Here is a 22438-nt window from a genome sequence, read left to right on the forward strand (position 1 = left end):
TGTTGCAACGTTAAAGCAAAAACCGTCTTTTTGTATTGTGTTATTATCCAGATTTCAGCATGAACTAATTGAAGCCGGTTGCGACGAAGCGGGCCGTGGCTGCCTGGCCGGGCCGGTGTTTGCTGCCGCGGTAATATTACCACCCGATTTTGAACATGAATTACTGAATGATTCAAAACAACTATCTGAAGAAACCAGGTACGCCTTACGCGCCGAAATTGAACAGAATGCCATTGCATTTGCTGTAGCATCTGTAGATAATATTGAAATAGACGAGATCAACATACTTAACGCGTCTTTCCTGGCCATGCACAGGGCTATTGCAAAACTGCACCTGCAGCCCCAGCTACTGCTTATTGATGGAAACCGTTTTAACAAGCATCAAACCATACCGCACCAGTGCATAGTTGGCGGCGATGGTAAATACTTCAGCATTGCTGCTGCTTCTATTTTAGCCAAAACTTATCGTGATGATTATATGAAGCAGATAGCATTGCATCATCCGGAATATGAATGGCACAGTAATAAAGGCTACCCAACCATTAAACACCGCAAAACCATCTTACAGATCGGTTATACCCCCTACCACCGGCGGACGTTCAGGGTAACCTCTTTGGATACAGAGCAGGAAGTTGTAGCTGTTTAAATTCCCTAAAAATTTACTTCTTTATGGCAACGTGGCTTGCTATATGCTTGTTTCTGTGAGGCTTTTAAGCTATTTTTGGTTTTAACCCTAAATTTAGTTTTGAGAATCCTCTTATTGTCTCACCGTGTACCCTTTCCGCAAAATGGCGGATATTCTATTGTGGTGTGCAACACCATACGGGGCTTATTACGCATGGGGCATGAGGTATCAGTTTTAGCGCTTAACGCAAAACCCGGTTTTGATGATTGCCTGCCTGATGACGATCTTCTGGGCAAAATAAGCTACAGGTCACATCGCATAAATACCGCTGTAACCGTGTTACAGGTGGCAACCAACCTGCTGCAAAAAACATCCTTTAATATTGACAGGTATTATGACGAAGGTTTTGAGCAATTGGTAATAAACGAGGTAAAAACAAACCGGTTTGACATAATTCAATTTGAGGGCTTGCTTACCACGCTGTATTATGACGCTGCACGAAAGAACTCAAACGCACAGCTGATCTACCGGGCGCACAATATTGAGAACCAGTTGTGGGAACGCCTTTCACAACAGAAAATAGATCCTTTTAAAAGATCATACCTAAAGATGCATGCCCGGCGCATAAAAAACTACGAGCTGCATCAGCTTAACCAGTTTGATGCCTTGCTGGTGTTTACCAACGAAGATAAAAACACACTTGTTGGCGACGGCATCAAGGTTAAAATACAAGTATTGCCCATAGGTATCAGGCTTGATCAATATAAGCCGGACCGCAGTTTAACAGAGTTCCCGAGTTTATTCTTCCTGGGATCATTAGACTGGCTGCCTAACCGCGAAGGCATGGAATGGTTCCTTCAAAACTTTCATAACGTTATTGCCAACGGCGAATTAATGACCAGACTGTATGTTGCCGGCAATGACATACCCGATGCTTTTGATGATTACGAGGCGCTTGGAAAAATATTTATTCAGGGCGAGGTTGATAACGCTTTGGAGTTTGTAAACAGCAAAGCCATAATGATAGTGCCCCTGTTAACCAGCGGCGGTATGCGTGTAAAAATAGTTGAGGGCATGGCTATGCAAAAGTGTATTATCTCCACATCATTAGGTGCCGAGGGCATTAACTATGTAAATGGCCGCGATATATTGATAGCTAATACCGCCGAAGAATTTTACAAAGCTATAAAACGCTGCATTAGCGACGAAGAATTTTGCCATCAGGTAGGGGCCAATGCACGCAAACTCATAGAGGCAGAATACGATATAACCCTGATAACCCAAAAGTTGGTTGATTTTTACCATAAGTGCCTGCAGTCTTAATATAAAGTTTAACCTTCCATTCATCGGCTAAGCTGCCCAATTTTGTTACTTTTGCCACGGTTTAGTTTATTAATATGAAGAACACCGCGTTAACTGATATCCATATAAAATCAGGGGCCAAAATGGTACCCTTTGCAGGCTATAACATGCCCGTGCAATATGCAGGCATTAATGCTGAGCATGAAACCGTGCGCAAAGCCGTAGGCGTTTTTGATGTAAGCCACATGGGCGAGTTTATATTAAAAGGCGATGGAGCGCTTGACCTGATACAGCGCGTTAGCAGTAACGATGCATCAAAATTATATGATGGCAAAGTGCAATACTCCTGCCTGCCCAATGAAGATGGCGGCATTGTTGATGACCTGCTGGTTTACCGCATTGATGAGAAAACTTATATGCTGGTGGTCAACGCATCAAACATTGATAAGGATTGGGATTGGATAAGCAAATTCAATACGGCTGGGGTTGATATGAAAAACATATCAGACCGCACCTCGCTGTTAGCCGTACAGGGCCCAAAAGCTGCCGAGGCCCTGCAAAGCCTTACCGACATTGACCTGGGGACCATGGAGTACTATACCTTTAAAACGGGGAAATTCGCCGGCATAGATAACGTGATTGTATCTGCAACGGGCTACACGGGTGCGGGCGGCTTTGAGCTATATTTTGATAACGCTAATGCAGAATACATCTGGAACGAGGTGTTTAAGGCAGGCGAGCCATTTGGTATAAAACCAATTGGCTTAGGTGCCAGAGATACTTTGCGACTGGAAATGGGTTTTTGCTTATATGGTAATGATATAGATGATACCACCTCGCCACTGGAGGCGGGTCTGGGCTGGGTAACTAAATTCAGCAAGGACTTTACCAACGCCAAACAACTGGAGCAGCAAAAACAAGCAGGCGTAACCAACAAACTGGTAGGCTTTGAAATGATTGAACGCGGCATACCACGGCATGATTATGAGATAACTGACGCCGACGGCAATACCATCGGGCGGGTTACTTCGGGTACACAATCGCCATCCTTACAAAAGGCTATTGGCATGGGATATGTGCCAACTGCTTTTGCTAAAGAAGGTACCGAGATCTATATTAAAATAAGAGATAACAAAATTAAGGCTGTGGTAAAAAAACCACCGTTTGCCTAGCCCCCTAACCCCCTGAAGGGGGAACAATAAGTTCATTAAATGGAATTACAAACCAACAACACTCCCCCTTTAGGGGGCCGGGGGGCTTCAGGGCCTAAATTACATGCTTGCCTTACGCCGGCGCTTATTCCATTATATAAGGTGGAGGACTACATTGTAGTTATCATAGACGTATTCAGGGCTACAACTTCTATTTGTTACGGCATTGAAAACGGCGCCGAGGCGATTATCCCGGTATCAAAAGTAGAGGAATGCAGCGCTTATATTGAAAAAGGATTTGACTACCTTTTAGCCGCGGAGCGTGATGGGGAAGTGGTATCGGGCTTTGATTTTGGCAATTCGCCATTCTCATACACTGCCGAAAAAGTAAGCGGTAAAACCGTAGTGTTAACCACTACCAATGGCACCCATGCTTTACATCTGTCGCGCAGGGCAAAAAAAATTGTTATCGGTTCCTTTTTAAATCTTACCGCGCTTTGCAACTGGCTAAAATTGCAGCAAGACAATACCTTGCTGGTTTGCTCGGGCTGGAAAAACAACTTTAACCTGGAAGACACGCTGTTTGCAGGTGCTGTTGTTGAGCAGCTTAAAGAGCATGGGTTTAGGGTAGACGACCCCGCTATTGCCGCTAATGACATGTACAGCCTTGCTAAAGACGACCTAAACGGCTACCTTAAAAAAACATCGCATAGCGCGCGCCTTAAAGCGCTGGGCATTGAAAAAGATATTGAATTTTGCCTTAAAGTTGATGTAACCACCGCCATACCTGTTTTGGATGGCGAGCGGTTGGTTAAGTTGAAATAAAAGATAAGGCATATATTGTCATTCTGAACGTAGTGAAGAATCTTATGCGTTTTGCTAGCCGGGCGCTTGGTTAGACGCTTTTACAGGATTCTTCACTGCGTTCAGAATGACAACTTTTTATAGCGTTCAACAGACTTAACCATCATCGCCTTTTATCTAATTATTTCTTCATCTCTTAGCCCATCTTCTTAAAAAAACAATTCCGCCAAGAAGCACCAGCCAGATTGGCCACCACGCTACAAAGCCGAAAAACAGACTGCCTAATATTTGCCATCCGCTTAACACCGCTGTTTTTATTTTATAGCCAAAAGATTGCCCGTTATCCTGAGCTGTTTGCTTTGAGTAAAAAGTAATATCTAACGAGCTAAATTCAACTTGTTTAGACAGGTAGTTTAGCTGGCCCTGGGTTGATTCTATATCACTGCGGATCTCCGTAAGTTTATTCTCTATCTCTAACAGATCAGATATTTTGCTGCCCTTTTTAAGCAGCTCCAGGTAACGCTCCTCCAGTTTCTTTTTATTAGCCAGTTGCGTGGTAACATCAATAAAGCGGGTTGTTACATCTTGTATACGGATGTTTTTTGAATCAATGCTTTCGGCATTAGCAGAGACATTAGTAAGAAAGGCATCAAAATTTTTAGCCGGGATACGGGTTTGCAGTGTGATTTCCTTTTGGCCACTTTCGCTATCGTTATTCTCGCTTTCTTCTGCAACGTAACCGCCCAACTTCTTTAAAGATGCATAGAGGGTTTTACGGGTTTCGTTAATATCGCCTGTTTTAAAATGGATATCGCCCTCCTTGATGATCTTTTTTTCTATTTTGACGCCGACGGGTGTAGAATAACGATTGCTATAACCTTTTGGACCAGGGGCCGCTGCTTTAAGTTCATATTCACTGGGAGGATCTGTTGCCGCGCTGTTACCTACCGACTCATCAATAGCTATATCGGCCATCGCCATTTTATCAACCTCCGGTTTACCAGGACCTTTACACCCCAATGCAGCAAATACTATGGTTGCTGCCACAATTAAAATCTTTTTCATAATAAGTAAATTAGGTTTACATGATAAAACTAAGACTTTAATTTTATAAATGCAACAATATTGCATTTATTTTTTGATGCAGATATTAGACTATTCGAAAAATCTAAAAAGCGGTGTAATGTGCTTTACTTCCCCGGGCAAGGAGTTTTTACGCCATAAAATGTTTACAAACCTTTAATTAGATGAGGGGAGTGATCAAATGAGCTTACTTCAACTTCTCATTATTCTTGTGCCGTTCGGCATCGCGGATGCTTTTTTTCTCCAGGTTTTTCTGCAGGGCTTCGGTAAGGTCAATACCCGTTTGGTTGGCCAGGCATATCAGCACAAATAGAACATCGGCCATTTCATCAGCAAGGTTTACTTCGGTATCAGACTTTTTGAAGGATTGCTCACCATATTGCCTTGCCATTATCCGGGCCACCTCGCCTACTTCTTCCATTAAAATGGCGGTATTGGTCAATTCGTTAAAATAACGGATGCCGGTGGTTTTGATCCAATTATCTACCAGTTTTTGAGCCTCTGAAAGTTCCATATACTTAGTGATTATCTTTGTCTTTTGTGTTCATTACAATGGTGACGGGTCCGTCATTCACTAAACTTATCTTCATATCAGCACCAAAAATACCGGTAGCTACTTTTTGTCCTGTTAGCTCTTCCAGTGTGATAATCATTTTCTCATAAAGCGGGATAGCTTTATCCGGTCGTGCGGCACGGATAAAAGAGGGCCGGTTACCCTTTTTAGTTTGTGCGAAAAGGGTAAATTGAGATATCAGCAGAATATTGCCGCCAACATCAGCCAAAGCCTTGTTCATCAAACCGTTCTCATCACTAAAAATGCGGAGACTGCAGATCTTCTGCGCCAGCCATTGCAGGTCATCATCTGTGTCGGCATCTTCAATACCTAAAAGCACGAGTAAACCAATACCAATCTCGCCGGTAATTTCTCCCTCAACTTTACAAGCCGCTTCTGATACCCTTTGTATAACTGCTCTCATATCAGCAGGCAAGATAATTAAACGCTGCTAATTTATCTTAATGGCTATTGAAGGCGTTCGGTCGCTTTCATTTTTAAGCCTGTCTATAGCTGTTACCACATACAGATAGGTTTTGCCGGGCTGCACAGTAGTATCATTAAAAACCGTACCTGTGTTATAATTTATCCGCAAAATGTTTTTGGGGTCATCTAAATTGATCTTCTCATCACCCTCAAAACGGTAAATTACATAGCCATACACGGGCTCCTTATCGCGGGCAAGCAGCGGTGTTTCCCACTTAAGCTGTACAGTACGCGGCGCTGTTTTAGTTACCGATAAAACGCGCGGCACATTAGGCGCAACAGAATCAAGCCAGAGCATAGGCGGTGGCAAAGCCGGGTATCTGTAAAAATTTTGCTTCAACGAGTCTGTAAAACCGTAGAGGTTTTTAGTTAGCGAGTTGGTGTTAAAAAAAACACTGCCTTGCACACGGGGGTTACCACGAAGATATCTTATCTGGTTAGGCAGTTCCGCCGGGTTATGAAAAGCTATTGAAGCCCGCTCGGCCATGCGATAGGGAGCCTGTCCAATGTAAACATGATGATTGTTAGCCTGGTTGCTCCACCAGTCAACCAGTACGTCAAACGCGGCAAGGCGGTAGCCAATTTGCCAATACAATTGCGGATTAATGTAATCAACCCAGCCCTCCTTTATCCACTTGCGCGAATCGGCAAATTGCTCATAATAAGCGTCGCCGCCGCGGGTTTCAGAACCCTCAGGGTTTTGTGATTTGTTGGCCCATATACCCCGCGGACTAATACCAAATTTTATACGCGGATTATGCTTGTGCACGCTGTCTGCCAATTCTTTTATCAGCATATCTACGTTATTACGGCGCCAGTCGCGGATATCCTGGTATTCGCCGCCGTATTTGGCAAAGGCCGCTGCATCGTTTATTCTTTGCCCTGATATTTGGTAGGGATAAAAATAATCGTCCATATGCACGCCATCTATGTCGTAATTATCAATAACGTTTAACACTACCTTAATAATGTATTCGCGCACTTCGGGCAGGCCGGGGTTAAACAGCTTTTCTTCGCCATAAACAAAAAACCACTCCGGTTTTAAATTAGTAATATGGTCGGGGCTTAAAAGGTTAAACCTTTTGTCTTTAGTTGCCCTATAAGGGTTAAACCAGGCATGCAGCTCAATGCCGCGCTTATGTGCCTCTGTAATGGCAAATTGCAATGGGTCGTAAAACGGTACTGGTGGCTGCCCCTGCTTACCATTAAGCCAGCGTGCCCAGGGCTCGGTGCCTTTTGCATAATACGCATCGGCAGCTGGGCGTATCTGAAACATCACCGCGTTTAAGCCGGTTTGCTGGTGTGCATTTAGTATATCAACCAATTGCTTCTGCTGTTGATCTGCGGGCAAGCCCGGCCTGGTTGGCCAATCTATATTTTCAACAGTAGCTATCCAGGCAGCCCTGAATTCGCGTTTGGGCTCATACTTAATTTTAGGTAATGTATCTATTTGGCTTTGTGCTGTTGCAATAAAAGGCAGCAATAGCAGTAAAAATATATGTCGGTATAAATGCATTAAACAGGTTTTTTGGGGAAGTGCAAAGATATAAACTCCATTGCATGCCTGTTTATTATGGCCTGTTTTAATTACATTTAATTAGGCCGCGCTACTAATTAGCCCCTTTGAGAAGGCAAAATTTTGTTACGTTTTAAAAACATTATCAGTTTTTTTTCATTTTTACCTATATTAAATATTAAAATAGTAATAAATGCCGGTAAAATATCCTTTATTTTGGAGCGTTAAGGTTATAATAAGAACAACAAATATGCAGACTGCTTATTTGGGTTAGCGCTGCCAATTTATTTAATCATCAAAATTTTATGGAAAATAAACAGGAACAAACCCCTAAAAAGAACTCCAATGTTATTTACTTTTTAATATTAGTAATTGTAGCATTATTAGGTACTGATGTATACTTGTACTTGAAGAAAACTAAATCTGACGAGAAGGTAGTATATCAAAACGATGAGAAAACACGCCTGCAAACCGAGTTGGATAGCCTTGAGGCGCAAATTACACAAGTAAACGCCGGCCGCACCCGCATGACGGCAGAAATGCAGGCTAAAAACGATTCGTTGCAGGCAAAGATCAAAGTTTTACGTGCTGATCTGGCTAAGGGCAAACTTACAGTGGCAGAATTATCTAAGGCGCAGGAAGACGTTAAACAGCTGCGTTATTTTGTAACCAAATACACTGCAGATATTGAGGAACTGAAAAAACAAAACAGTGATCTGACCACCGAGCGCGATACCCTTCGCACCAACCTCACCTCCGTTTCTGCAAAAGCTTCTGACCTGGAAAAACAAAATCAGGATCTGAACACTAAGGTTCAAGTGGCGTCAGCTTTAAAATTAGGCGGAATTACCGTTACCGGGCATAAGGTAAAAAGCAATGGCAAAGTAAGCGATGAGACAAAAGCCAAAAACGTTAATAAATTAAAAATAGGCTTTACTGTTGCAGGCAACCAGGTTGCGGCTAAAGGCACGCATGATATCTTCTTCAGAATTATTGACCCTACCGGCAATTTGATAACTGCTACCGATGGCGGAACATTCAACGCGGATGGTTCGGAATTACAAGCGAGCTACAGAACATCAATTGATTTTAATGATGATGGCAAAACTTATATAGTTGACTGGATGAGCCAGCAACCTTTTCAAAAAGGTACCTACACCATAATAATGTATGCCGATGGCTATACAATGGGCAGAGGAAGCATTTTTCTTAAATAAAGCATACGGCGCAAAGCATGAAAAACCCGGTCTCTTTTCAGGACCGGGTTTTTTGTTTTTTTATTCCGATAGCGTGCACGTTGGTCGTACTTTTTGGCAAGACACCTATTAAATGTTCTAATATAGCGCGTAGAAGGGCATTGCCTTACATACTGCGGTTGGGTTTCCCTGTAGGCGAACGCAAGGACAAAGCAATTACAAATAAAAACAGGCAGCAAAGCATTACTATACCTGCATAAGTATTTCTGTCAGTATTATTGTCCATAAAAGTAAGCGCGGCTAAAACAAGCACTATTACACTTAGTGTAGTTAATGTAGTGCTTAAGGTAATTTTTGATCTCATATAAAAAAATTTACGTACGCTGATGATAAAACAAATTGTACGCCAAGGCCTAAAACGGCCTCTATAAGCCCAAAAAAGGGCATAATAAAAGTTAGCGTGGGGAAAATTTTTGATAAAGTGGGGAAGTGAGATGTTTTGTAGAGATGAACAATTACTTTAGAAAATTTCCAAAATTTGGAAACCTTTATCTATTTTAGTTTTTTTACCAAGACCATTACCACTAACCTATGGATGCATACCATATATTTATTGTAGAGGATGATGTATGGTACAGCGAACTGCTTAACTACCAGCTTTCTTTAAATCCTGATTATGTGGTTACGCGCTTCGCTACTGCCAACGATTGCATTAAAAGCCTGCATAAAAAGCCTGATCTGATCACGATAGACTATTCGTTACCGGATATGACCGGGGCCGAGCTTTTTAAAAAGATAAGGGCTGCCAATCCCACTGTTCCGGTAATAGTTATAAGCGGGCAAAATGATGTGCATACGGCGGTTGATCTGCTAAAAACGGGCGTTAGCGACTACCTGGTTAAAAACGATAATATTAAAGAGCTGCTTTGGAACGCCGTTATTCGCGCGCGCGAAAATCAATCACTTAAAAAAGAAGTGGAGCATTTACGCGAAGAGCTGGGCCACAAATACGAGATCGGCAACATTATTAAGGGCGCGTCGCCTGCCATAAAAAAAATATTCGGCTTAATTGAAAAGGCAGCTAAAGCCAATATCAATGTATCTATAACCGGCGAAACGGGTACGGGTAAGGAATTAGTGGCCAAAGCCATCCACTACAACTCAGACCGCGCTAAAAAACCGTTTGTGGCGCTCAATATGTCGGCTATCCCTGCCGAGTTGTTAGAAAGCGAATTATTTGGTTACGAAAAAGGTGCTTTTACCGGCGCCGCGGGCCGAAAAACCGGCAAGTTTGAAGAGGCCAACAAAGGCACCCTGTTTTTAGATGAAATAGGCGAGCTGGACCCTGCCATGCAGAGCAAGCTTTTAAGGGTATTGCAGGAGCGCGAACTAACCCGGCTGGGCGGCCACGAAAAAACCAAGCTGGACGTAAGGCTGATTGTAGCCACCCATAAAAATTTAGCCGACCTGGTAAAAAAAGGCAGTTTCCGCGAGGATTTTTATTACCGCATTATGGGCCTGCCTGTTGAGCTTCCACCCCTGCGAGACCGTGGTACGGATATTTTATTATTAGCCAAAGGGTTTTTAGATGATTTTGTTAAAGAGAACCACATGGGGCCAAAAAGTTTAGGTAACGAGGCCAAAAACAAACTGATGAGTTACCAATTTCCGGGTAACGTGCGCGAACTGCGGTCGGCAATTGAATTAGCCGCGGTGATGTGCGACGGTAAGGAAATATCGGCTGATGATATTGGTTTTCATACCCCCGGCAAAGACAACTTTGCTGTAACAGGCGATAAAACTATGGAAGAATATACCGTGGATATTATTAAAACCTACCTGGACAAGTATGATAATAACGTTTTAAAGGTTGCCCAAAAGCTGGATATAGGCAAATCTACCATCTACAAAATGCTGCAGGACAAAAAACTGTAATGCCTTTAAACAAAAAACCGTTCGCCTTTTGCAAAGCGAACGGCCTAAGAACCAATATTATAAACTATTTTAAGTATAAACCCGGTAGTGCACGATACCCCGCACCTGTATTATAGTACCAATCTGTAAATAAGGTACCGTTTGAGCCGGCCCACTCAGCAAAATGCAAATAGGCATCGGTTATTTTAACTTGTTCTGCCGGGTAAGTAAAACTATCATTAAAACTAATTGCCCATGGCCAGTTCTCTTTTGATAGATAGTAGTATTTAGTTCCGTCTTTCTTCCCCTTATCATCGGCTGTTCCTAATAAGTTCAGGTCTGCTTTTTTTGAGGGGGTGCTGTTTGGTAAATGAACCTCATAACCTCGCTGCCCGTTTCTTATCAAAAACGGATTTATATATAATGCATAAGCCACAGGCACCGGATTTGCGAATGTTACTGATACCGTTGAGGTAGAGGGAGTAACTTTATTTTTCTCGGCCTTTGTATTAACAAAATAAGAATCGTCGAAGTTTTTAAGTACAGCGTCTGTATTGTCAAAAGGTATCACTACCAAATCAGTTTGCCCTTCTTCAACTCCATTTGCACCTAACTTAATATAATTACTTATCAGTTTTTGCCCGGTTACTGATTTGACGTCACTGGCAGGTATTGCGAACTTTATACCAAATCCATTTTTAAATGATGCCCCTACAGCTAACGCGTTAACATCAACTGCCATAAAAACCACTTCATTCTTAGCATTTAATTGCATGGAAAGACGGTATTTAACCACCAGGTCATTCATATCATAATCTCCTTTAGAAGGCCAATTGTCTTCAAAAGCTACATTGGTAAAACCATCTTTAAAAGGATAATAATAATTGTAAGCCCTGCTTGCATCATTAGGGTAGTCATCAAAAGCATCCAGTACACCATCGCCGTCGGTATCACCCCCTTTATCAATAACCGGGATGTTATCTTTTGAGATACCGGTAATGGGGTTTGATGTAGCATAAAACACCAGGTCATTAAAGTCATTATCTGAGCCTGTCTCCCTGTTTACATCTTCAAATCCTATTAACGTAAGTTTGTTAACATCGTCATAAAGTACAACAGAGTGCTTTTTAAGTTCAGCCTTTGTTTCCGGGTTAAGTTTGGCATCAGAGTAATATTTTGCATTGCCAGTGTTAATACCTTTGCCTGTCCACGCGTTGCCAATCAATATAAACCCAATTGAGGTTCCGGCCTCAAAAGTGCCTAATTTAACCTTATTCCCCGGCTTTAATCCGCCACCAGAGCCATAAGCCGATGAGTTGGGAAACACAATTGTAGCGTTAGTAATGTCTGCTTCGCTTGCAGGCGGCGTTCCGGTTTTGTAGGTATAATAAGCCAGTGTATTTAAATTAGCGGCCCCGTCAGCAACAAAAGTTACCCAAACATCAGACTTAGCAGTAACCTTAAGCGTTGACACAGCGCTGCTTGACAGATACTCGGGATGGGTAGTTGCTAATGGCTTTTCGGGTAATGATGCATTTACAAAAGTTAATAACGACGCGCTTATAACATCATTGGCGGGTAACAAATATTTTGGAACACCGTAGCTTAAAGGCTGTTCGGTAATGTTTAATACCGCATCGGTGGTTGAAGTATAGGGAGATGGGTACGCAAAAGCGATGCCACCCGCAGCCAACACGGTTTGGCCGGAAGACGAACCAGATTGATCTGCAATCGGCTCGGCAACTATATCGCCGCTAAACAACGCAGAACCGCCAATAACAGCAGTAACTGATGTGCCGTTTATGTTTGCTTTTGCATAGCGCATTAAACCTACATAAGCGGGGTCTATAACAATTTGCTTAATACCGGCCGGAGCTGTTACCTGTGCAACCAAATTTCCATTATTATCAGTAACGCCTTTATAAATGGCCGCGCCCTCTGCAGTATTAGCCGGGCTGTAAATACTTACAACTACGCCGCGCAATGCATCGCCATTTGGGGCTTTAAGCGCAAGCGAAAGGTTTATATTTTGAGTAGTTGCAAAATTGAATCCGTCCGGTGCAATTTTGGTTAAGTTATCAGAGCCGTCTTTATCCGGGTTAACGCTGTTTTTTTTACATGCAGTTAATACGGTAAGTACAACTAACATAGGTATAGTAAATCTCTTCATCTTTATCCGCAGCGCTATAGGCCGCCAATCAAATTTTTAGTTAAAAGTAAAGCCAATTTTTAGTGGCTATAGTTTGGATTTTTCTACAGGTTACTTAAGTAAACAGTTAAAAATTATCAAAGTTTTTATAAATAAAAAACCGCCCGCGATTTTATCGCGGGCGGTCAGAACAATCGCTATACTACTTTAAGTACAAACTTGGTAGTGCACGGTAACCTGCTCCTGTATTGGTATACCAATCAGTGAACGACGTGCCGCCTGAGCTGGCCCAATCAGCAAAATGCAGGTACGCGTCGGTTATTTTAACTTGTTCTATGGGGTATGTAAAATTGTCGGCGAAGCTAATAGCCCACGGCCAGTTTTCTTTTGATAAGTAATATCTTGATGATGCAGGTTTTGTTGTATCATCATCTGTGCCGAATAATTTGGTCTCAGCCTTATCAGTTGGCAAATAGCCTGGCAAGTGTACCTCATAACCTCTGCGCGAGTTGCTTATAAGGAACGGATTGATAGTGGCTTGTGTTATAGTTGATAAAGCAACCGGGGTTGAAAGCGTCATTACTACTGATGCGGTAGCGCCGTTGGTAACTTTTTCTTTGTTTGTTAATACGTTTACAAAGTAGGCGTTATCAGGGTTGTTCAACATCATATCAGTATTGTCAAACGGAATGATAACTGCTTTGCTTTGGCCGGCTTCAACACCGTTTGCAGCGCGGGTTATATAATTATCTTTAAATTTTTGGCCGGTTACAGATTGTACAGCTGATGCAGCGAACGGAAACTGAACACCAAAGCCGTTTTTGTAAGAAGCACCTACAGCAGTTACGTTATAATCTCCCTGTAAAGTAACTACTTCGTTTTTAGCGTTGCTTACAAAGGTGTAACGGTATTTAACAACTACGTCGTTAAGGTCATAATCACCTTTTTTAGGCCAGTTATCTTCAAAAGCTATGTTAGCAAAACCACTTGCAGATGGATAGTAGCTTATAAAAGCTTTAGATGCATCGTTAGGGAAAGCGTCTAATTCGTCTATCACGCCATCGCCGTCGCTATCGCCACCTTTATCAACAACCGGAACACCATCTGTCGAAATAGCAGTATAAGGGTTAGATGAAGCGTAGAAAACAAGATCGTTAAAGTCATCGTCTGAGCTACCATCTCTGTCAAGGTCTTCAAAACCAACAAGTGTTACCTTGTTTACGTCGTCATAAAGCAATACAGTATGTTTTCTTTTCTCAGCAGTTTTCTCAGGGTTTAATTTAGCGTCAGCATAATATCTGGTGTTGCCGGTATTGATACCTTTGCCTGTCCATGCATCAGCAATAAGGATAAAGCCAATAGAAGTACCAGCTTCAAAAACGCCAAGCTTAACTTTGTTACCTGCTTTTAAGCCCCCGCCAGATCCGTTTGCAGATGTATTAGGCAATACTATTGTAGCATTTTTAATGTCTGATTCTTTATCTGGCGCGTTACCGGTTTTATAGGTATAATAGGCAAGTGTATTTAAGTAACCTGCTCCTTCGGCAACAAAAGTTACCCAAACATCTGATTTTGCAGTGATGTTAAGTGTTGAAGTAGCAGTGCTTGCCAAATATTCCGGATGCGATTTTGTTAAAGGTTGAGACTCAGGCAATGAAGCATTAACGTGCGATAATAATGACGCAGAAATAACATCATCTGTAGATAGTAAATATTTAGGCACGCCTACGCTTAACGGTGAAGCGGGTGTATTTAATATAGCATCATCTGTAGAAGTATAAGGAGATGGGTATGCAAAATTTGGCCCTTCTCCTGCTAATACTGTAAGACCCGAAGTTGAACCTGATCTTACAACAATTTCCTCAGGCACTATATCACCACTATAGCCTGCTGCACCACCAATACCGGCGCTAACAGATGATCCATTAATGTTAGCTTTTGCATAACGCAATAAACCAACATAAGCAGGGTCTATAACAAGTTGTTTAAGTCCTGCCGGAACAGATAAAGTAGTAACTAAATTACCGCTGGCATCTGTTACTCCTTTAAATATAGAAGCGTTATCTGCTGTGTTGGCAGGGTTGTAAAGGCTAACTACCACTCCGCGTAATGCATCACCGTTAGGGGCCTTAAGCGAAAGCGAGAAGTTAATATTTTTGGTTGTAGCAAAATTGAACCCATCAGGAGCAATTTTAGTTACATTGGTGTTATCAGTGCCTGGTTGATCAGGAGTAACACTGCTTTTTTTACAAGCTGCTAATAATGTAAGTGCAGCTAACATTAAAGGAGTAAATTTTTTCATTTATTTTTGGACTTTGTTTGTACGTGCCAGTATTTACAAATGGTGTTCCAATATTAAAAAACGCCTTTTAAACGCTAAAAAAGCAGTTTTTACTAAATCAAAGGTTTCCATATTTTGGAATGCGCTCCACATTGTGGATAAAAACTTCCCCGCTATGGTGGCTAATACAACCCGGTTGCTGCTAAACATTTTACAGGTTGGGTTGTTAAATACCCTTAGCATGCTCATTCACGGGTTTGTTATATTCCCCGGCCGATGCCTTTTGTTATAGATCGTTCCATTTACCAAAATCATATAATTAGCCATAATTTTATATATATCGCTAATTATCGAGGCCATTTTGAGCAATAATTATAATTAATTATCAAAAAAAATGTAATTATTTCAAAATAAATTCCATTTTTATAAAAAAACTTCATATATTCCCTTTTTAATGAACAAATTGTGTAACCATAAACTTAAAGGCGCTATTTTAAATGCACGAATCAGCCTATTTTAATAAATATAGCCCCATTGACGGCGTATGGGATGAAATGTATGGCGAGGATTCAACTGTGCGCGATCATTACAGCAAGGTAATAGCCTATATTTCGGGCGAATCTGTTGATGATCTGAACAAAAAAGAAGAACTGGCAAAGCGTCTGTTCATGAGCCAGGGTATTACCTTTACTGTGTATAATAATAACGAGGGCATTGAGAAGATCTTTCCCTTTGATATCATCCCGCGCATTATTACCGCCGCCGAATGGGCTTTTGTTGAAAAGGGCATAAAACAACGGCTTACCGCGCTTAACCATTTTTTAAAGGATATTTATCATAATCAGTTCATTATAAAAGACGGGATAGTCCCGGTTGATATAATTTATTCGTGCCCGCATTTTCTGCGCGAAATGTATCAGCTGAATGTTCCCTACGATATATATATCCACATATCGGGTATTGACCTTATCCGTGATAGCGACGGCACCTTTTATGTACTGGAAGACAACCTGCGTACACCATCCGGCGTAAGCTATATGCTGGAGAACCGCGAGATAACCAAACGCCTTTTCCCCGATCTGTTACCACAATGCGGCGTGCGTAGTGTTACTGAGTACCCGGCCATACTATACCGTAACCTGATGGCACTTTCGCCAAGGCAGATAGCTAATCCAACCATTGTGTTGCTTAGTCCGGGTATTTACAACTCTGCTTATTTTGAACATACCACGCTTGCCCGTTTAATGGGTGTAGAGCTGGTTGAGGGCCGCGACCTTGTTGTTAAGGACCATAAAGTGTATATGAAGACCACAGTAGGCCTGCAACAGGTTGATGTAATATACCGCCGGGTTGACGATGACTATCTTGACCCGCTGGTGTTTAACCCCCAAAGCATGTTGGGCGTGGCGGGCATTTTAGGTGCTTACCGCAAAGGGAATGTAGCCATTGTAAACGCCATTGGCAATGGCGTAGCCGATGATAAGGCTATTTACACCTATGTGCCGCAAATGATAAAATACTACCTAAACGAGGAGCCTATTTTAAAGAACGTACCAACGCATCAACTGGGCAACCGCGACGAGATGGATTATGTATTTAAAAACCTGAACAAGATGGTGGTTAAGCGCACCAACGGCAGCGGCGGATATGGTATGCTGATGGGCCATGCGGCATCTGACGAAGAAATAGAGGATTACAAAAAAGAAATATTGAAAGAGCCGCGCAATTTTATAGCGCAGCCAACCATCAGTCTTTCAGCAGCGCCATGTTATATGCAAGGTGAGCTAAAACCCCGGCGCATAGACCTTAGGCCATACGCCCTGTTCGGGCCTGATGGTATAGAGATAGTGCCGGGTGGTTTAACCCGCGTAGCTTTAAAAGAAGGGTCGCTGGTGGTAAACAGCTCACAGGGTGGCGGCAGTAAGGATACTTGGGTGTTAGCCCCCTAACCCCCTAAAGGGGGAACACTAAAATTTATATATGATAACCTTAATTAACAAAACTATTCACAATAACTCCCCCTTTAGGGGGTCGGGGGGCAGCCTATGTTAAGCAGGGTAGCAGCAAGCTTTTTTTGGATGAGCAGGTATATTGAACGCAGCGACGGTTTATTACGCATGCTGAAGATCAACTATGCATCATCGCAGGATACTATTGAAGAGTTTACCTGGGAACCTGTTATTGCCATGTATGCCGGGCTAAGCGATGATGGCGCCGCCGGACTTGAAAACGACAGCCGGGCCGTATTGAAATATATGGTTACAGGCAAAGGCAACTCCAACTCGGTTGTAAATATTATAACGCTTGCGCGGGAGAATGCCCGCAGCGTGCAGGAACATATTACCAAAGATCTTTGGCAGTATCTTAACGAGTATTATCACGCGGTAAAAGACCCTAAACTGGAGCGGACATTGCAGCGGGAAGACCCTATAAGCGTATTGGATGTATTGATAAGGCAGGTTATGCTTTATTACGGTACAGTTGAGATAACGATGGAGCGTGGCGAAGGGCGCAGCTTTATGAATATTGGTAAATACCTGGAACGAGCCATACAATCTGTTGATATTCTGGACACCAAATTCGGGTCTATCTCTGAAAATCCCGACTTGCTTACTGACACTACTTACTGGAAACACTTGCTTTTATCATTAGGAGGATACGAGCTTTACCTTAAAACCTACCGCGAAGGCTTTGAAGCCGAAAACGTTTTGGAACAGGTGGTGCTTAATAACGATTTTCCGCGCTCAGTTATTTATTCGGTAGATAACATACAGCGTTATTTTGAACGCTTAAAAAAGGACAGCAATCAGGACAATTTCAGGGAAATGTCTTTCAGGATTGGCAGACTGCAAAGCCGGATCAAATACAGTTCTGTAAGAAGCATAAAACAAGAGGGCCTGCATACCTTTTTGGCCCAGATAAGAGGGGAGCTTTACGGAATAAGCGATGCTTTAAACCAATATTATTTTGCTCATTCGTAATCAGCGAATTGATCAGTGACAAATAAATACAGATAAGATGCCTGAGTTTCAGATACAACATATAACCACTTACGTTTATGACAGCCCTGTTCGCGACAGCGCTAACCAGATCATACTGTTCCCGATAAAGGACGACTACCAGGATGTTATTAAACATGATGTGCTGGTTACCGGGAGCCCCATGGTTGACACCTTTACCGATTATTACGGCAACGAGGTGGGAACCTTTACCTACAGCCAATCGCATACAATAATGGTTATTACCTCAAAAATGCTGGTAACTACCAAACATCGCCCGTTGCCCATAAATGATATTTTCCCGGCCCAGCAATGGGATGACCTGAAACCTTTAAGGCACATGGTGCCCTACATAGATTTTTTAAGGCAGGAGTACTTTGAGGGATTGTCTGACCTTCAACAGGTAGTAGACAAGGAGTGGTCAAAAGACGATACCCCTTACCAGGTGGCGTTGCGCTTTTGCCAGTATGTTTACGATAACTTTGACTATATAAAAGGGGTAACCACAGTTGAAACCAAGCTGGACGAAATATGGAAACTTAAGGCCGGCGTTTGCCAGGATTTTGCCCATATCTTAACCGAAATGTTGCGCCTGGTAAAAATACCTGCACGTTACGTAAGCGGCTATATCTGCACCTACAAAAACGGTATGCGCGGCGAAGGCGCTACCCACGCATGGGCCGAAGCTTATATTCCGGATTATGGCTGGCTGGGTATTGACCCTACCAATAATTGCATAGCTAATGAAACCCATGTGCGTTTAGCCGTAGGCCGCAATTTTAGCGATTGCTCCCCTGTTAAGGGTGTTTACAAAGGCGCTTCGGGCCACCGCCTGGAGGTATCAGTAACTGTGGATGACGACATTACCAATCCAACCAGCATTGAGACATCAACGGTTGAGATCATATCTGCCCCTACACCTGCTGATGCCAATGTGGTTACCAAAAACAGCTATCAGCGGTATATGGAAATGGTGCAGCAGCAACAACAACAGCAGCAGCAGTAGCCTTTAAATAATGTCATCTCGAACGTAGTGAGAGATCTATACACAAGCCCGTCCTGTGGCTTAACATGTGTATTGCCCGAAGTGACAGGAGATTACTTCTTTATACTTCATCATTCAAAAATTGCCATGTAGGATTTAGCGTAGCGATCAAATCCATTTTCTTCTTCCTACTCCATTTCTTAATCTCTTTCTCTCGTTCTATGGCATATTCTATATGAGTAAAATGCTCAAAGTAAATAAGATTATGACAATAATATTTTCCAGCAAAGGAGTTTTTATTTCCTTTGTTTTCAGTGTGTTCGTACAAGCGCCTTGCCAGGTCATTAGTAACACCAACATACAAAACTGTTTTCACAGGATTAGTGGTGATATAAACATAGAAATTATAGTTCCACATTATTCAAATATATCAATTTGTCATCCCGAACGCAGTGAGGGATCTATTCATTAGCCTGTCTTGTGGCTCAGCGCGTGCATAGATTTCTCGCTATTGCTCGAAATGACAAGTAATTGACCAGCTAAATATCCCATTGTCATCCCGAACGTAGTGAGGGATCTATTCATTAGCTTGTCCTGTGGCTCAGCGCGTGCATAGATTTCTCGCTATTGCTCGAAATGACAATGATTTAAAGAGCAAAATATTCCGTTGTCATCTCGAACGTAGTGAGAGATCTATTCATTAGCCTCTCCTGTGGCTCGGCGCGTGCATAGATTTCTCGCTATTGCTCGAAATGACAATGACTTAAAGAGCAAAATATATCAATTTGTCATCTCGAACGCAGTGAGGGATCTATTCATTAACCTGTCCGGTGGCTCAGCGCGTGCATAGATTTCTCGCTATTGCTCGAAATGACAATGAGTTAAAGAGCAAAATATCCCGTTGTCATCTCGAACGTAGTGAGAGATCTATTCATTAGCCTGTCCGGTGGCTCAGCGCGTGCATAGATTTCTCGCTATTGCTCGAAATGACACACGGTGTTCTAACCGATAGCATACGGCCGCGAAACTACTGTAAGTGCTTGCCGCGCTTTAACCTGTTTGGTGTTTTCTAAAACCCAAACGGCCACGCTTACCACCTCTCCTGCTGAATTTTTGACCGGCGCATACACAAAGGTTACAAAGATGTTCTCCTCGCGCCCATGGCGCACCAGCATCATTTCAACTTCGTTGGCGTAATAAGGCACCCCAGTTACCGCCACCTGGGTCAGTGCCGTTTCGTAATAGGCCTTAACCTCGGCAAAAGACTCCCAATGCCATTTACCTAAGATAGCCTCGCGGGGCTTTCCTGCTATCTCCAGAAATTTATCATTAACAAGCTCGGCTTTAAAGGTAATTGCGTTGAGGATACAAATACCGATAGGTGCGCTAAGCACGGTCTGGCGTAAGTTTTCACCTTCGGTAAATTGCATTATAATAGAATTGTTGAATGGCAAATTAACAAATTACTGTTGTATTTGTTTAAAAAGCGCTGTTTATCCGCGAGAGCGTGCTGACGCTAATTCTAACTTTAAATCCCCCCGCTCAGGTCAATGACGAAAATATCCGGACCGTTGTAAAAATAACTTGATCATTATCATTTGTCATCTCGAACGATAGTGAGAGATCTATACAAAGATAATCCTGTGGCTCAAACGGTATTAAGCTTTTTCGTATCGACCTGTTTAGGTATAAATACACTTATCACCTGGTTGCTTAGCGCGTGTATAGATCTCTCACTATCGTTCGAGATGACATACGTATTAGTTTTACAGCGCTTTTTTAACCGCAGCAACCAGATCGTCTATTTTAGGCTCTTTGCTAAAAGCTTTGGTTTGTTTTCCCTGGCGGTTGTATATGGCTATGTAAGGCGTGGTTTGAACGTTGTAATACCTTTGCACCGGATAAAAACCGTATTTCAGAAAATCGGGATACTCTGTGCCCATGGTAATATTAGGATATTTAGCCAGCTCAAAATCCCTGTGAAAGTTTTTGATCATCCCCATCCATGGAGATTCTGTTTTAGAAAAGGTCACCATTATTATCTGGATGTTCTTTAAAACATTCATTTTCTGCTTCATCTCCATGGTTATCTTCTGGCAATGCGGGCAATCTGTACCAAAATAGATCAGCATTGCCGGCTGCCCCTTTTTCAGGTCCTTCCACGAAGTAAATGTGCTATCGGGCTTTAATATCCGGTAGTGAGCAATGGTGCCATTGTCTTTAGTTTGCGCGTTTGTACAGCCTGCTGCAATTACCAGGCTTAAAAAAAATACTAATCTCTTTATCATAGTTAAAATCATTCAAGCATCTCCATTTGCCATGTAACGTGCTCCTCGGTTATAGGATATAACGCGTTTTCGCGTATAGCATGATATATGGCGTAAAATATATTATTGTAGTCGCCTTTAGGCGCGGTTATAAATTCTATACTCTTTTCTTCATCAATACCAATGGTAACCAGTTTACCTTCGCAGCCTAAAGGCTCTACGCCATAAGCAGGGTCATTAGGCAATACAGGTATATTTAACTGCGGCTCCTGTACATCGCAGCGGTGTTTGCTAAAGGTGCCCAGCGTGCCGTGCACAACAAATGCCGGTAACTGGTCCGGAATAAGCAATGCCGCTACCAGCGTAACAATAAAACCGCCCGGATAAACCATGCGCAGGTTCATGTAATCAAAATTTTCTGATCTGTCGCGCTGTATGGCATCAACACGATCAAACGACAAAGGCTTTCCAAATAAATGTATGGCCTGGTCTACTATATGCGCACCCAGATCATACCGCACCCCTGCCGCAGGTATATCTGCCCCCTCTTTAAAAGGTTTAACAGCTAATTCGGGCTTATACCTGTCATACCGTATGTGCATTTCGGTAAGCCTGCCTAGTCTTCCGCTTTCTATCACTTCCTTTACCGACAGGAAATCACTATCCCAGCGGCGGTTTTGGTACACCATAACCTTGCGGTTAAACTTTCTGCCCAGATCAAAAACCTCTTTAACTTGGGCTGCATTTGCAGATACGGGTTTTTCAATTAAAACATGTCTACCGGCCGTAAGCACCCTTTTGGCAAAATCAACATGTGTAAAGCTTGGCGTATTTACAATTATCAGTTCTATCTCGGGGTCGTTCAATAGCTCGTCAACCGAGTTGTAGCTAACAATATCGGGGTAGTCTGCCACCATCTTTTTCTGATTGCGCTCAACTACGGCTTTTAACTTAAACTGTGGGTTGGTGCTTAAAAATGGCGCATGAAATAATTTACCCGACATGCCATAGGCCAATAATCCGGTTACAATGGGTGACGACATATGTAAATTGTTGTATTTTGATTTACAGGTGCCAAATTATTGCTTTAAAAGGGCTAATGCAAAAATTTACGCGAATAAAGACTA

20 protein-coding genes are annotated in these 22438 nt (G+C 42.5%); 9 read left to right on the forward strand and 11 right to left on the reverse strand.

Annotated features, from left to right (window positions below):
* Positions 1-37 precede the first annotated feature (37 nt).
* The 4 genes from ACFQZS_RS13020 (at position 38) to ACFQZS_RS13035 (ending at position 3903) form a co-directional block, all read left to right on the forward strand.
* Positions 38-646, forward strand: a complete 609-nt coding sequence (locus ACFQZS_RS13020; RefSeq protein WP_377100900.1) for a ribonuclease HII — start codon at positions 38-40, stop codon at positions 644-646.
* Positions 647-745: 99 nt separating this feature from the next.
* Complete coding sequence (locus ACFQZS_RS13025; RefSeq protein ID WP_377100902.1) at positions 746-1948, forward strand: glycosyltransferase family 4 protein; 1203 nt, start codon at positions 746-748, stop codon at positions 1946-1948.
* Positions 1949-2022: 74 nt separating this feature from the next.
* Entirely contained in the window at positions 2023-3099 is a 1077-nt protein-coding gene (gene gcvT, locus ACFQZS_RS13030; protein WP_377100904.1) for a glycine cleavage system aminomethyltransferase GcvT, read from the forward strand.
* A gap of 39 nt (positions 3100-3138) precedes the next feature.
* Entirely contained in the window at positions 3139-3903 is a 765-nt protein-coding gene (locus ACFQZS_RS13035; protein ID WP_377100906.1) for a 2-phosphosulfolactate phosphatase, read from the forward strand.
* 168 nt (positions 3904-4071) lie between these two features.
* On the opposite strand, the gene ACFQZS_RS13040 is transcribed toward ACFQZS_RS13035, so the two are convergent.
* The 4 genes from ACFQZS_RS13040 to ACFQZS_RS13055 all read right to left on the reverse strand — a co-directional run bounded on the left by ACFQZS_RS13040 (position 4072) and on the right by ACFQZS_RS13055 (position 7520).
* Positions 4072-4947, reverse strand: a complete 876-nt coding sequence (locus ACFQZS_RS13040; RefSeq protein WP_377100908.1) for a DUF4349 domain-containing protein — start codon at positions 4945-4947, stop codon at positions 4072-4074.
* 205 nt (positions 4948-5152) lie between these two features.
* On the reverse strand, positions 5153-5479 hold the full coding sequence (locus tag ACFQZS_RS13045; RefSeq protein WP_377100910.1) for a nucleotide pyrophosphohydrolase: 327 nt from the start codon (positions 5477-5479) through the stop codon (positions 5153-5155).
* A 4-nt stretch (positions 5480-5483) separates the two neighbouring features.
* Positions 5484-5942: a D-aminoacyl-tRNA deacylase gene (gene dtd / locus ACFQZS_RS13050; RefSeq protein WP_377100912.1), complete on the reverse strand. Its 459-nt coding sequence runs from the start codon at positions 5940-5942 to the stop codon at positions 5484-5486.
* A 27-nt stretch (positions 5943-5969) separates the two neighbouring features.
* Positions 5970-7520: a glycoside hydrolase family 10 protein gene (locus ACFQZS_RS13055; protein ID WP_377100914.1), complete on the reverse strand. Its 1551-nt coding sequence runs from the start codon at positions 7518-7520 to the stop codon at positions 5970-5972.
* Positions 7521-7825: 305 nt separating this feature from the next.
* Between ACFQZS_RS13055 and ACFQZS_RS13060 the strand changes: the two genes are divergently transcribed.
* On the forward strand, positions 7826-8737 hold the full coding sequence (locus tag ACFQZS_RS13060) for a hypothetical protein (protein ID WP_377100916.1): 912 nt from the start codon (positions 7826-7828) through the stop codon (positions 8735-8737).
* Positions 8738-8882: 145 nt separating this feature from the next.
* Here ACFQZS_RS13060 and ACFQZS_RS13065 read toward each other — a convergent pair whose 3' ends face one another.
* Positions 8883-9080 carry a hypothetical protein gene (locus tag ACFQZS_RS13065; RefSeq protein WP_377100918.1) on the reverse strand — a complete coding sequence of 66 codons (198 nt, stop codon included), beginning with the start codon at positions 9078-9080 and terminating at the stop codon, positions 8883-8885.
* A 227-nt stretch (positions 9081-9307) separates the two neighbouring features.
* Between ACFQZS_RS13065 and ACFQZS_RS13070 the strand changes: the two genes are divergently transcribed.
* Positions 9308-10651 carry a sigma-54-dependent transcriptional regulator gene (locus ACFQZS_RS13070; protein WP_377100920.1) on the forward strand — a complete coding sequence of 448 codons (1344 nt, stop codon included), beginning with the start codon at positions 9308-9310 and terminating at the stop codon, positions 10649-10651.
* Positions 10652-10715: 64 nt separating this feature from the next.
* Here ACFQZS_RS13070 and ACFQZS_RS13075 read toward each other — a convergent pair whose 3' ends face one another.
* Both ACFQZS_RS13075 and ACFQZS_RS13080 read right to left on the reverse strand, forming a co-directional pair.
* The gene (locus ACFQZS_RS13075) at positions 10716-12800 is read right to left on the reverse strand and encodes an LruC domain-containing protein (protein WP_377100922.1); all 2085 of its coding nucleotides are present in this window, start codon (positions 12798-12800) and stop codon (positions 10716-10718) included.
* A 181-nt stretch (positions 12801-12981) separates the two neighbouring features.
* On the reverse strand, positions 12982-15081 hold the full coding sequence (locus tag ACFQZS_RS13080; protein ID WP_377100924.1) for an LruC domain-containing protein: 2100 nt from the start codon (positions 15079-15081) through the stop codon (positions 12982-12984).
* 476 nt (positions 15082-15557) lie between these two features.
* Between ACFQZS_RS13080 and ACFQZS_RS13085 the strand changes: the two genes are divergently transcribed.
* The 3 genes from ACFQZS_RS13085 to ACFQZS_RS13095 all read left to right on the forward strand — a co-directional run bounded on the left by ACFQZS_RS13085 (position 15558) and on the right by ACFQZS_RS13095 (position 19065).
* The gene (locus ACFQZS_RS13085) at positions 15558-17009 is read left to right on the forward strand and encodes a circularly permuted type 2 ATP-grasp protein (RefSeq protein ID WP_377100926.1); all 1452 of its coding nucleotides are present in this window, start codon (positions 15558-15560) and stop codon (positions 17007-17009) included.
* 96 nt (positions 17010-17105) lie between these two features.
* The gene (locus ACFQZS_RS13090) at positions 17106-18041 is read left to right on the forward strand and encodes an alpha-E domain-containing protein (protein WP_377100928.1); all 936 of its coding nucleotides are present in this window, start codon (positions 17106-17108) and stop codon (positions 18039-18041) included.
* Positions 18042-18078: 37 nt separating this feature from the next.
* On the forward strand, positions 18079-19065 hold the full coding sequence (locus ACFQZS_RS13095) for a transglutaminase family protein (protein WP_377100930.1): 987 nt from the start codon (positions 18079-18081) through the stop codon (positions 19063-19065).
* A gap of 100 nt (positions 19066-19165) precedes the next feature.
* Here ACFQZS_RS13095 and ACFQZS_RS13100 read toward each other — a convergent pair whose 3' ends face one another.
* The 4 genes from ACFQZS_RS13100 to ACFQZS_RS13115 all read right to left on the reverse strand — a co-directional run bounded on the left by ACFQZS_RS13100 (position 19166) and on the right by ACFQZS_RS13115 (position 22354).
* Entirely contained in the window at positions 19166-19462 is a 297-nt protein-coding gene (locus ACFQZS_RS13100) for a GIY-YIG nuclease family protein (RefSeq protein WP_377100932.1), read from the reverse strand.
* 583 nt (positions 19463-20045) lie between these two features.
* Positions 20046-20474, reverse strand: a complete 429-nt coding sequence (locus ACFQZS_RS13105; protein WP_377100934.1) for a PAS domain-containing protein — start codon at positions 20472-20474, stop codon at positions 20046-20048.
* A 336-nt stretch (positions 20475-20810) separates the two neighbouring features.
* Positions 20811-21332, reverse strand: coding sequence for a TlpA family protein disulfide reductase (locus ACFQZS_RS13110; RefSeq protein ID WP_377100936.1), 522 nt, complete (start codon positions 21330-21332; stop codon positions 20811-20813).
* A gap of 8 nt (positions 21333-21340) precedes the next feature.
* Positions 21341-22354, reverse strand: coding sequence for a Gfo/Idh/MocA family oxidoreductase (locus tag ACFQZS_RS13115; protein WP_377100937.1), 1014 nt, complete (start codon positions 22352-22354; stop codon positions 21341-21343).
* Between the last annotated feature and the right edge of the window lie 84 nt (positions 22355-22438).

Source organism: Mucilaginibacter calamicampi, assembly GCF_042676765.1.
In the GTDB taxonomy this organism is placed as follows: Bacteria; Bacteroidota; Bacteroidia; order Sphingobacteriales; family Sphingobacteriaceae; genus Mucilaginibacter; species Mucilaginibacter calamicampi.

Bases quoted from the DNA above. Each gene is read 5' to 3' on its own strand.
- ACFQZS_RS13100 (WP_377100932.1), bottom strand. From the start codon at position 19,462: ATGTGGAACTATAATTTCTATGTTTATATCACCACTAATCCTGTGAAA.
- ACFQZS_RS13075 (WP_377100922.1), bottom strand. From the start codon at position 12,800: ATGAAGAGATTTACTATACCTATGTTAGTTGTACTTACCGTATTAACT.
- ACFQZS_RS13080 (WP_377100924.1), bottom strand. From the start codon at position 15,081: ATGAAAAAATTTACTCCTTTAATGTTAGCTGCACTTACATTATTAGCA.
- ACFQZS_RS13110 (WP_377100936.1), bottom strand. From the start codon at position 21,332: ATGATAAAGAGATTAGTATTTTTTTTAAGCCTGGTAATTGCAGCAGGC.
- ACFQZS_RS13060 (WP_377100916.1), top strand. From the start codon at position 7,826: ATGGAAAATAAACAGGAACAAACCCCTAAAAAGAACTCCAATGTTATT.
- ACFQZS_RS13035 (WP_377100906.1), top strand. From the start codon at position 3,139: ATGGAATTACAAACCAACAACACTCCCCCTTTAGGGGGCCGGGGGGCT.
- ACFQZS_RS13105 (WP_377100934.1), bottom strand. From the start codon at position 20,474: ATGCAATTTACCGAAGGTGAAAACTTACGCCAGACCGTGCTTAGCGCA.
- gcvT (WP_377100904.1), top strand. From the start codon at position 2,023: ATGAAGAACACCGCGTTAACTGATATCCATATAAAATCAGGGGCCAAA.
- ACFQZS_RS13055 (WP_377100914.1), bottom strand. From the start codon at position 7,520: ATGCATTTATACCGACATATATTTTTACTGCTATTGCTGCCTTTTATT.
- ACFQZS_RS13115 (WP_377100937.1), bottom strand. From the start codon at position 22,354: ATGTCGTCACCCATTGTAACCGGATTATTGGCCTATGGCATGTCGGGT.
- ACFQZS_RS13085 (WP_377100926.1), top strand. From the start codon at position 15,558: ATGCACGAATCAGCCTATTTTAATAAATATAGCCCCATTGACGGCGTA.
- ACFQZS_RS13045 (WP_377100910.1), bottom strand. From the start codon at position 5,479: ATGGAACTTTCAGAGGCTCAAAAACTGGTAGATAATTGGATCAAAACC.
- ACFQZS_RS13070 (WP_377100920.1), top strand. From the start codon at position 9,308: ATGGATGCATACCATATATTTATTGTAGAGGATGATGTATGGTACAGC.
- dtd (WP_377100912.1), bottom strand. From the start codon at position 5,942: ATGAGAGCAGTTATACAAAGGGTATCAGAAGCGGCTTGTAAAGTTGAG.
- ACFQZS_RS13065 (WP_377100918.1), bottom strand. From the start codon at position 9,080: ATGAGATCAAAAATTACCTTAAGCACTACATTAACTACACTAAGTGTA.
- ACFQZS_RS13040 (WP_377100908.1), bottom strand. From the start codon at position 4,947: ATGAAAAAGATTTTAATTGTGGCAGCAACCATAGTATTTGCTGCATTG.
- ACFQZS_RS13095 (WP_377100930.1), top strand. From the start codon at position 18,079: ATGCCTGAGTTTCAGATACAACATATAACCACTTACGTTTATGACAGC.
- ACFQZS_RS13090 (WP_377100928.1), top strand. From the start codon at position 17,106: ATGTTAAGCAGGGTAGCAGCAAGCTTTTTTTGGATGAGCAGGTATATT.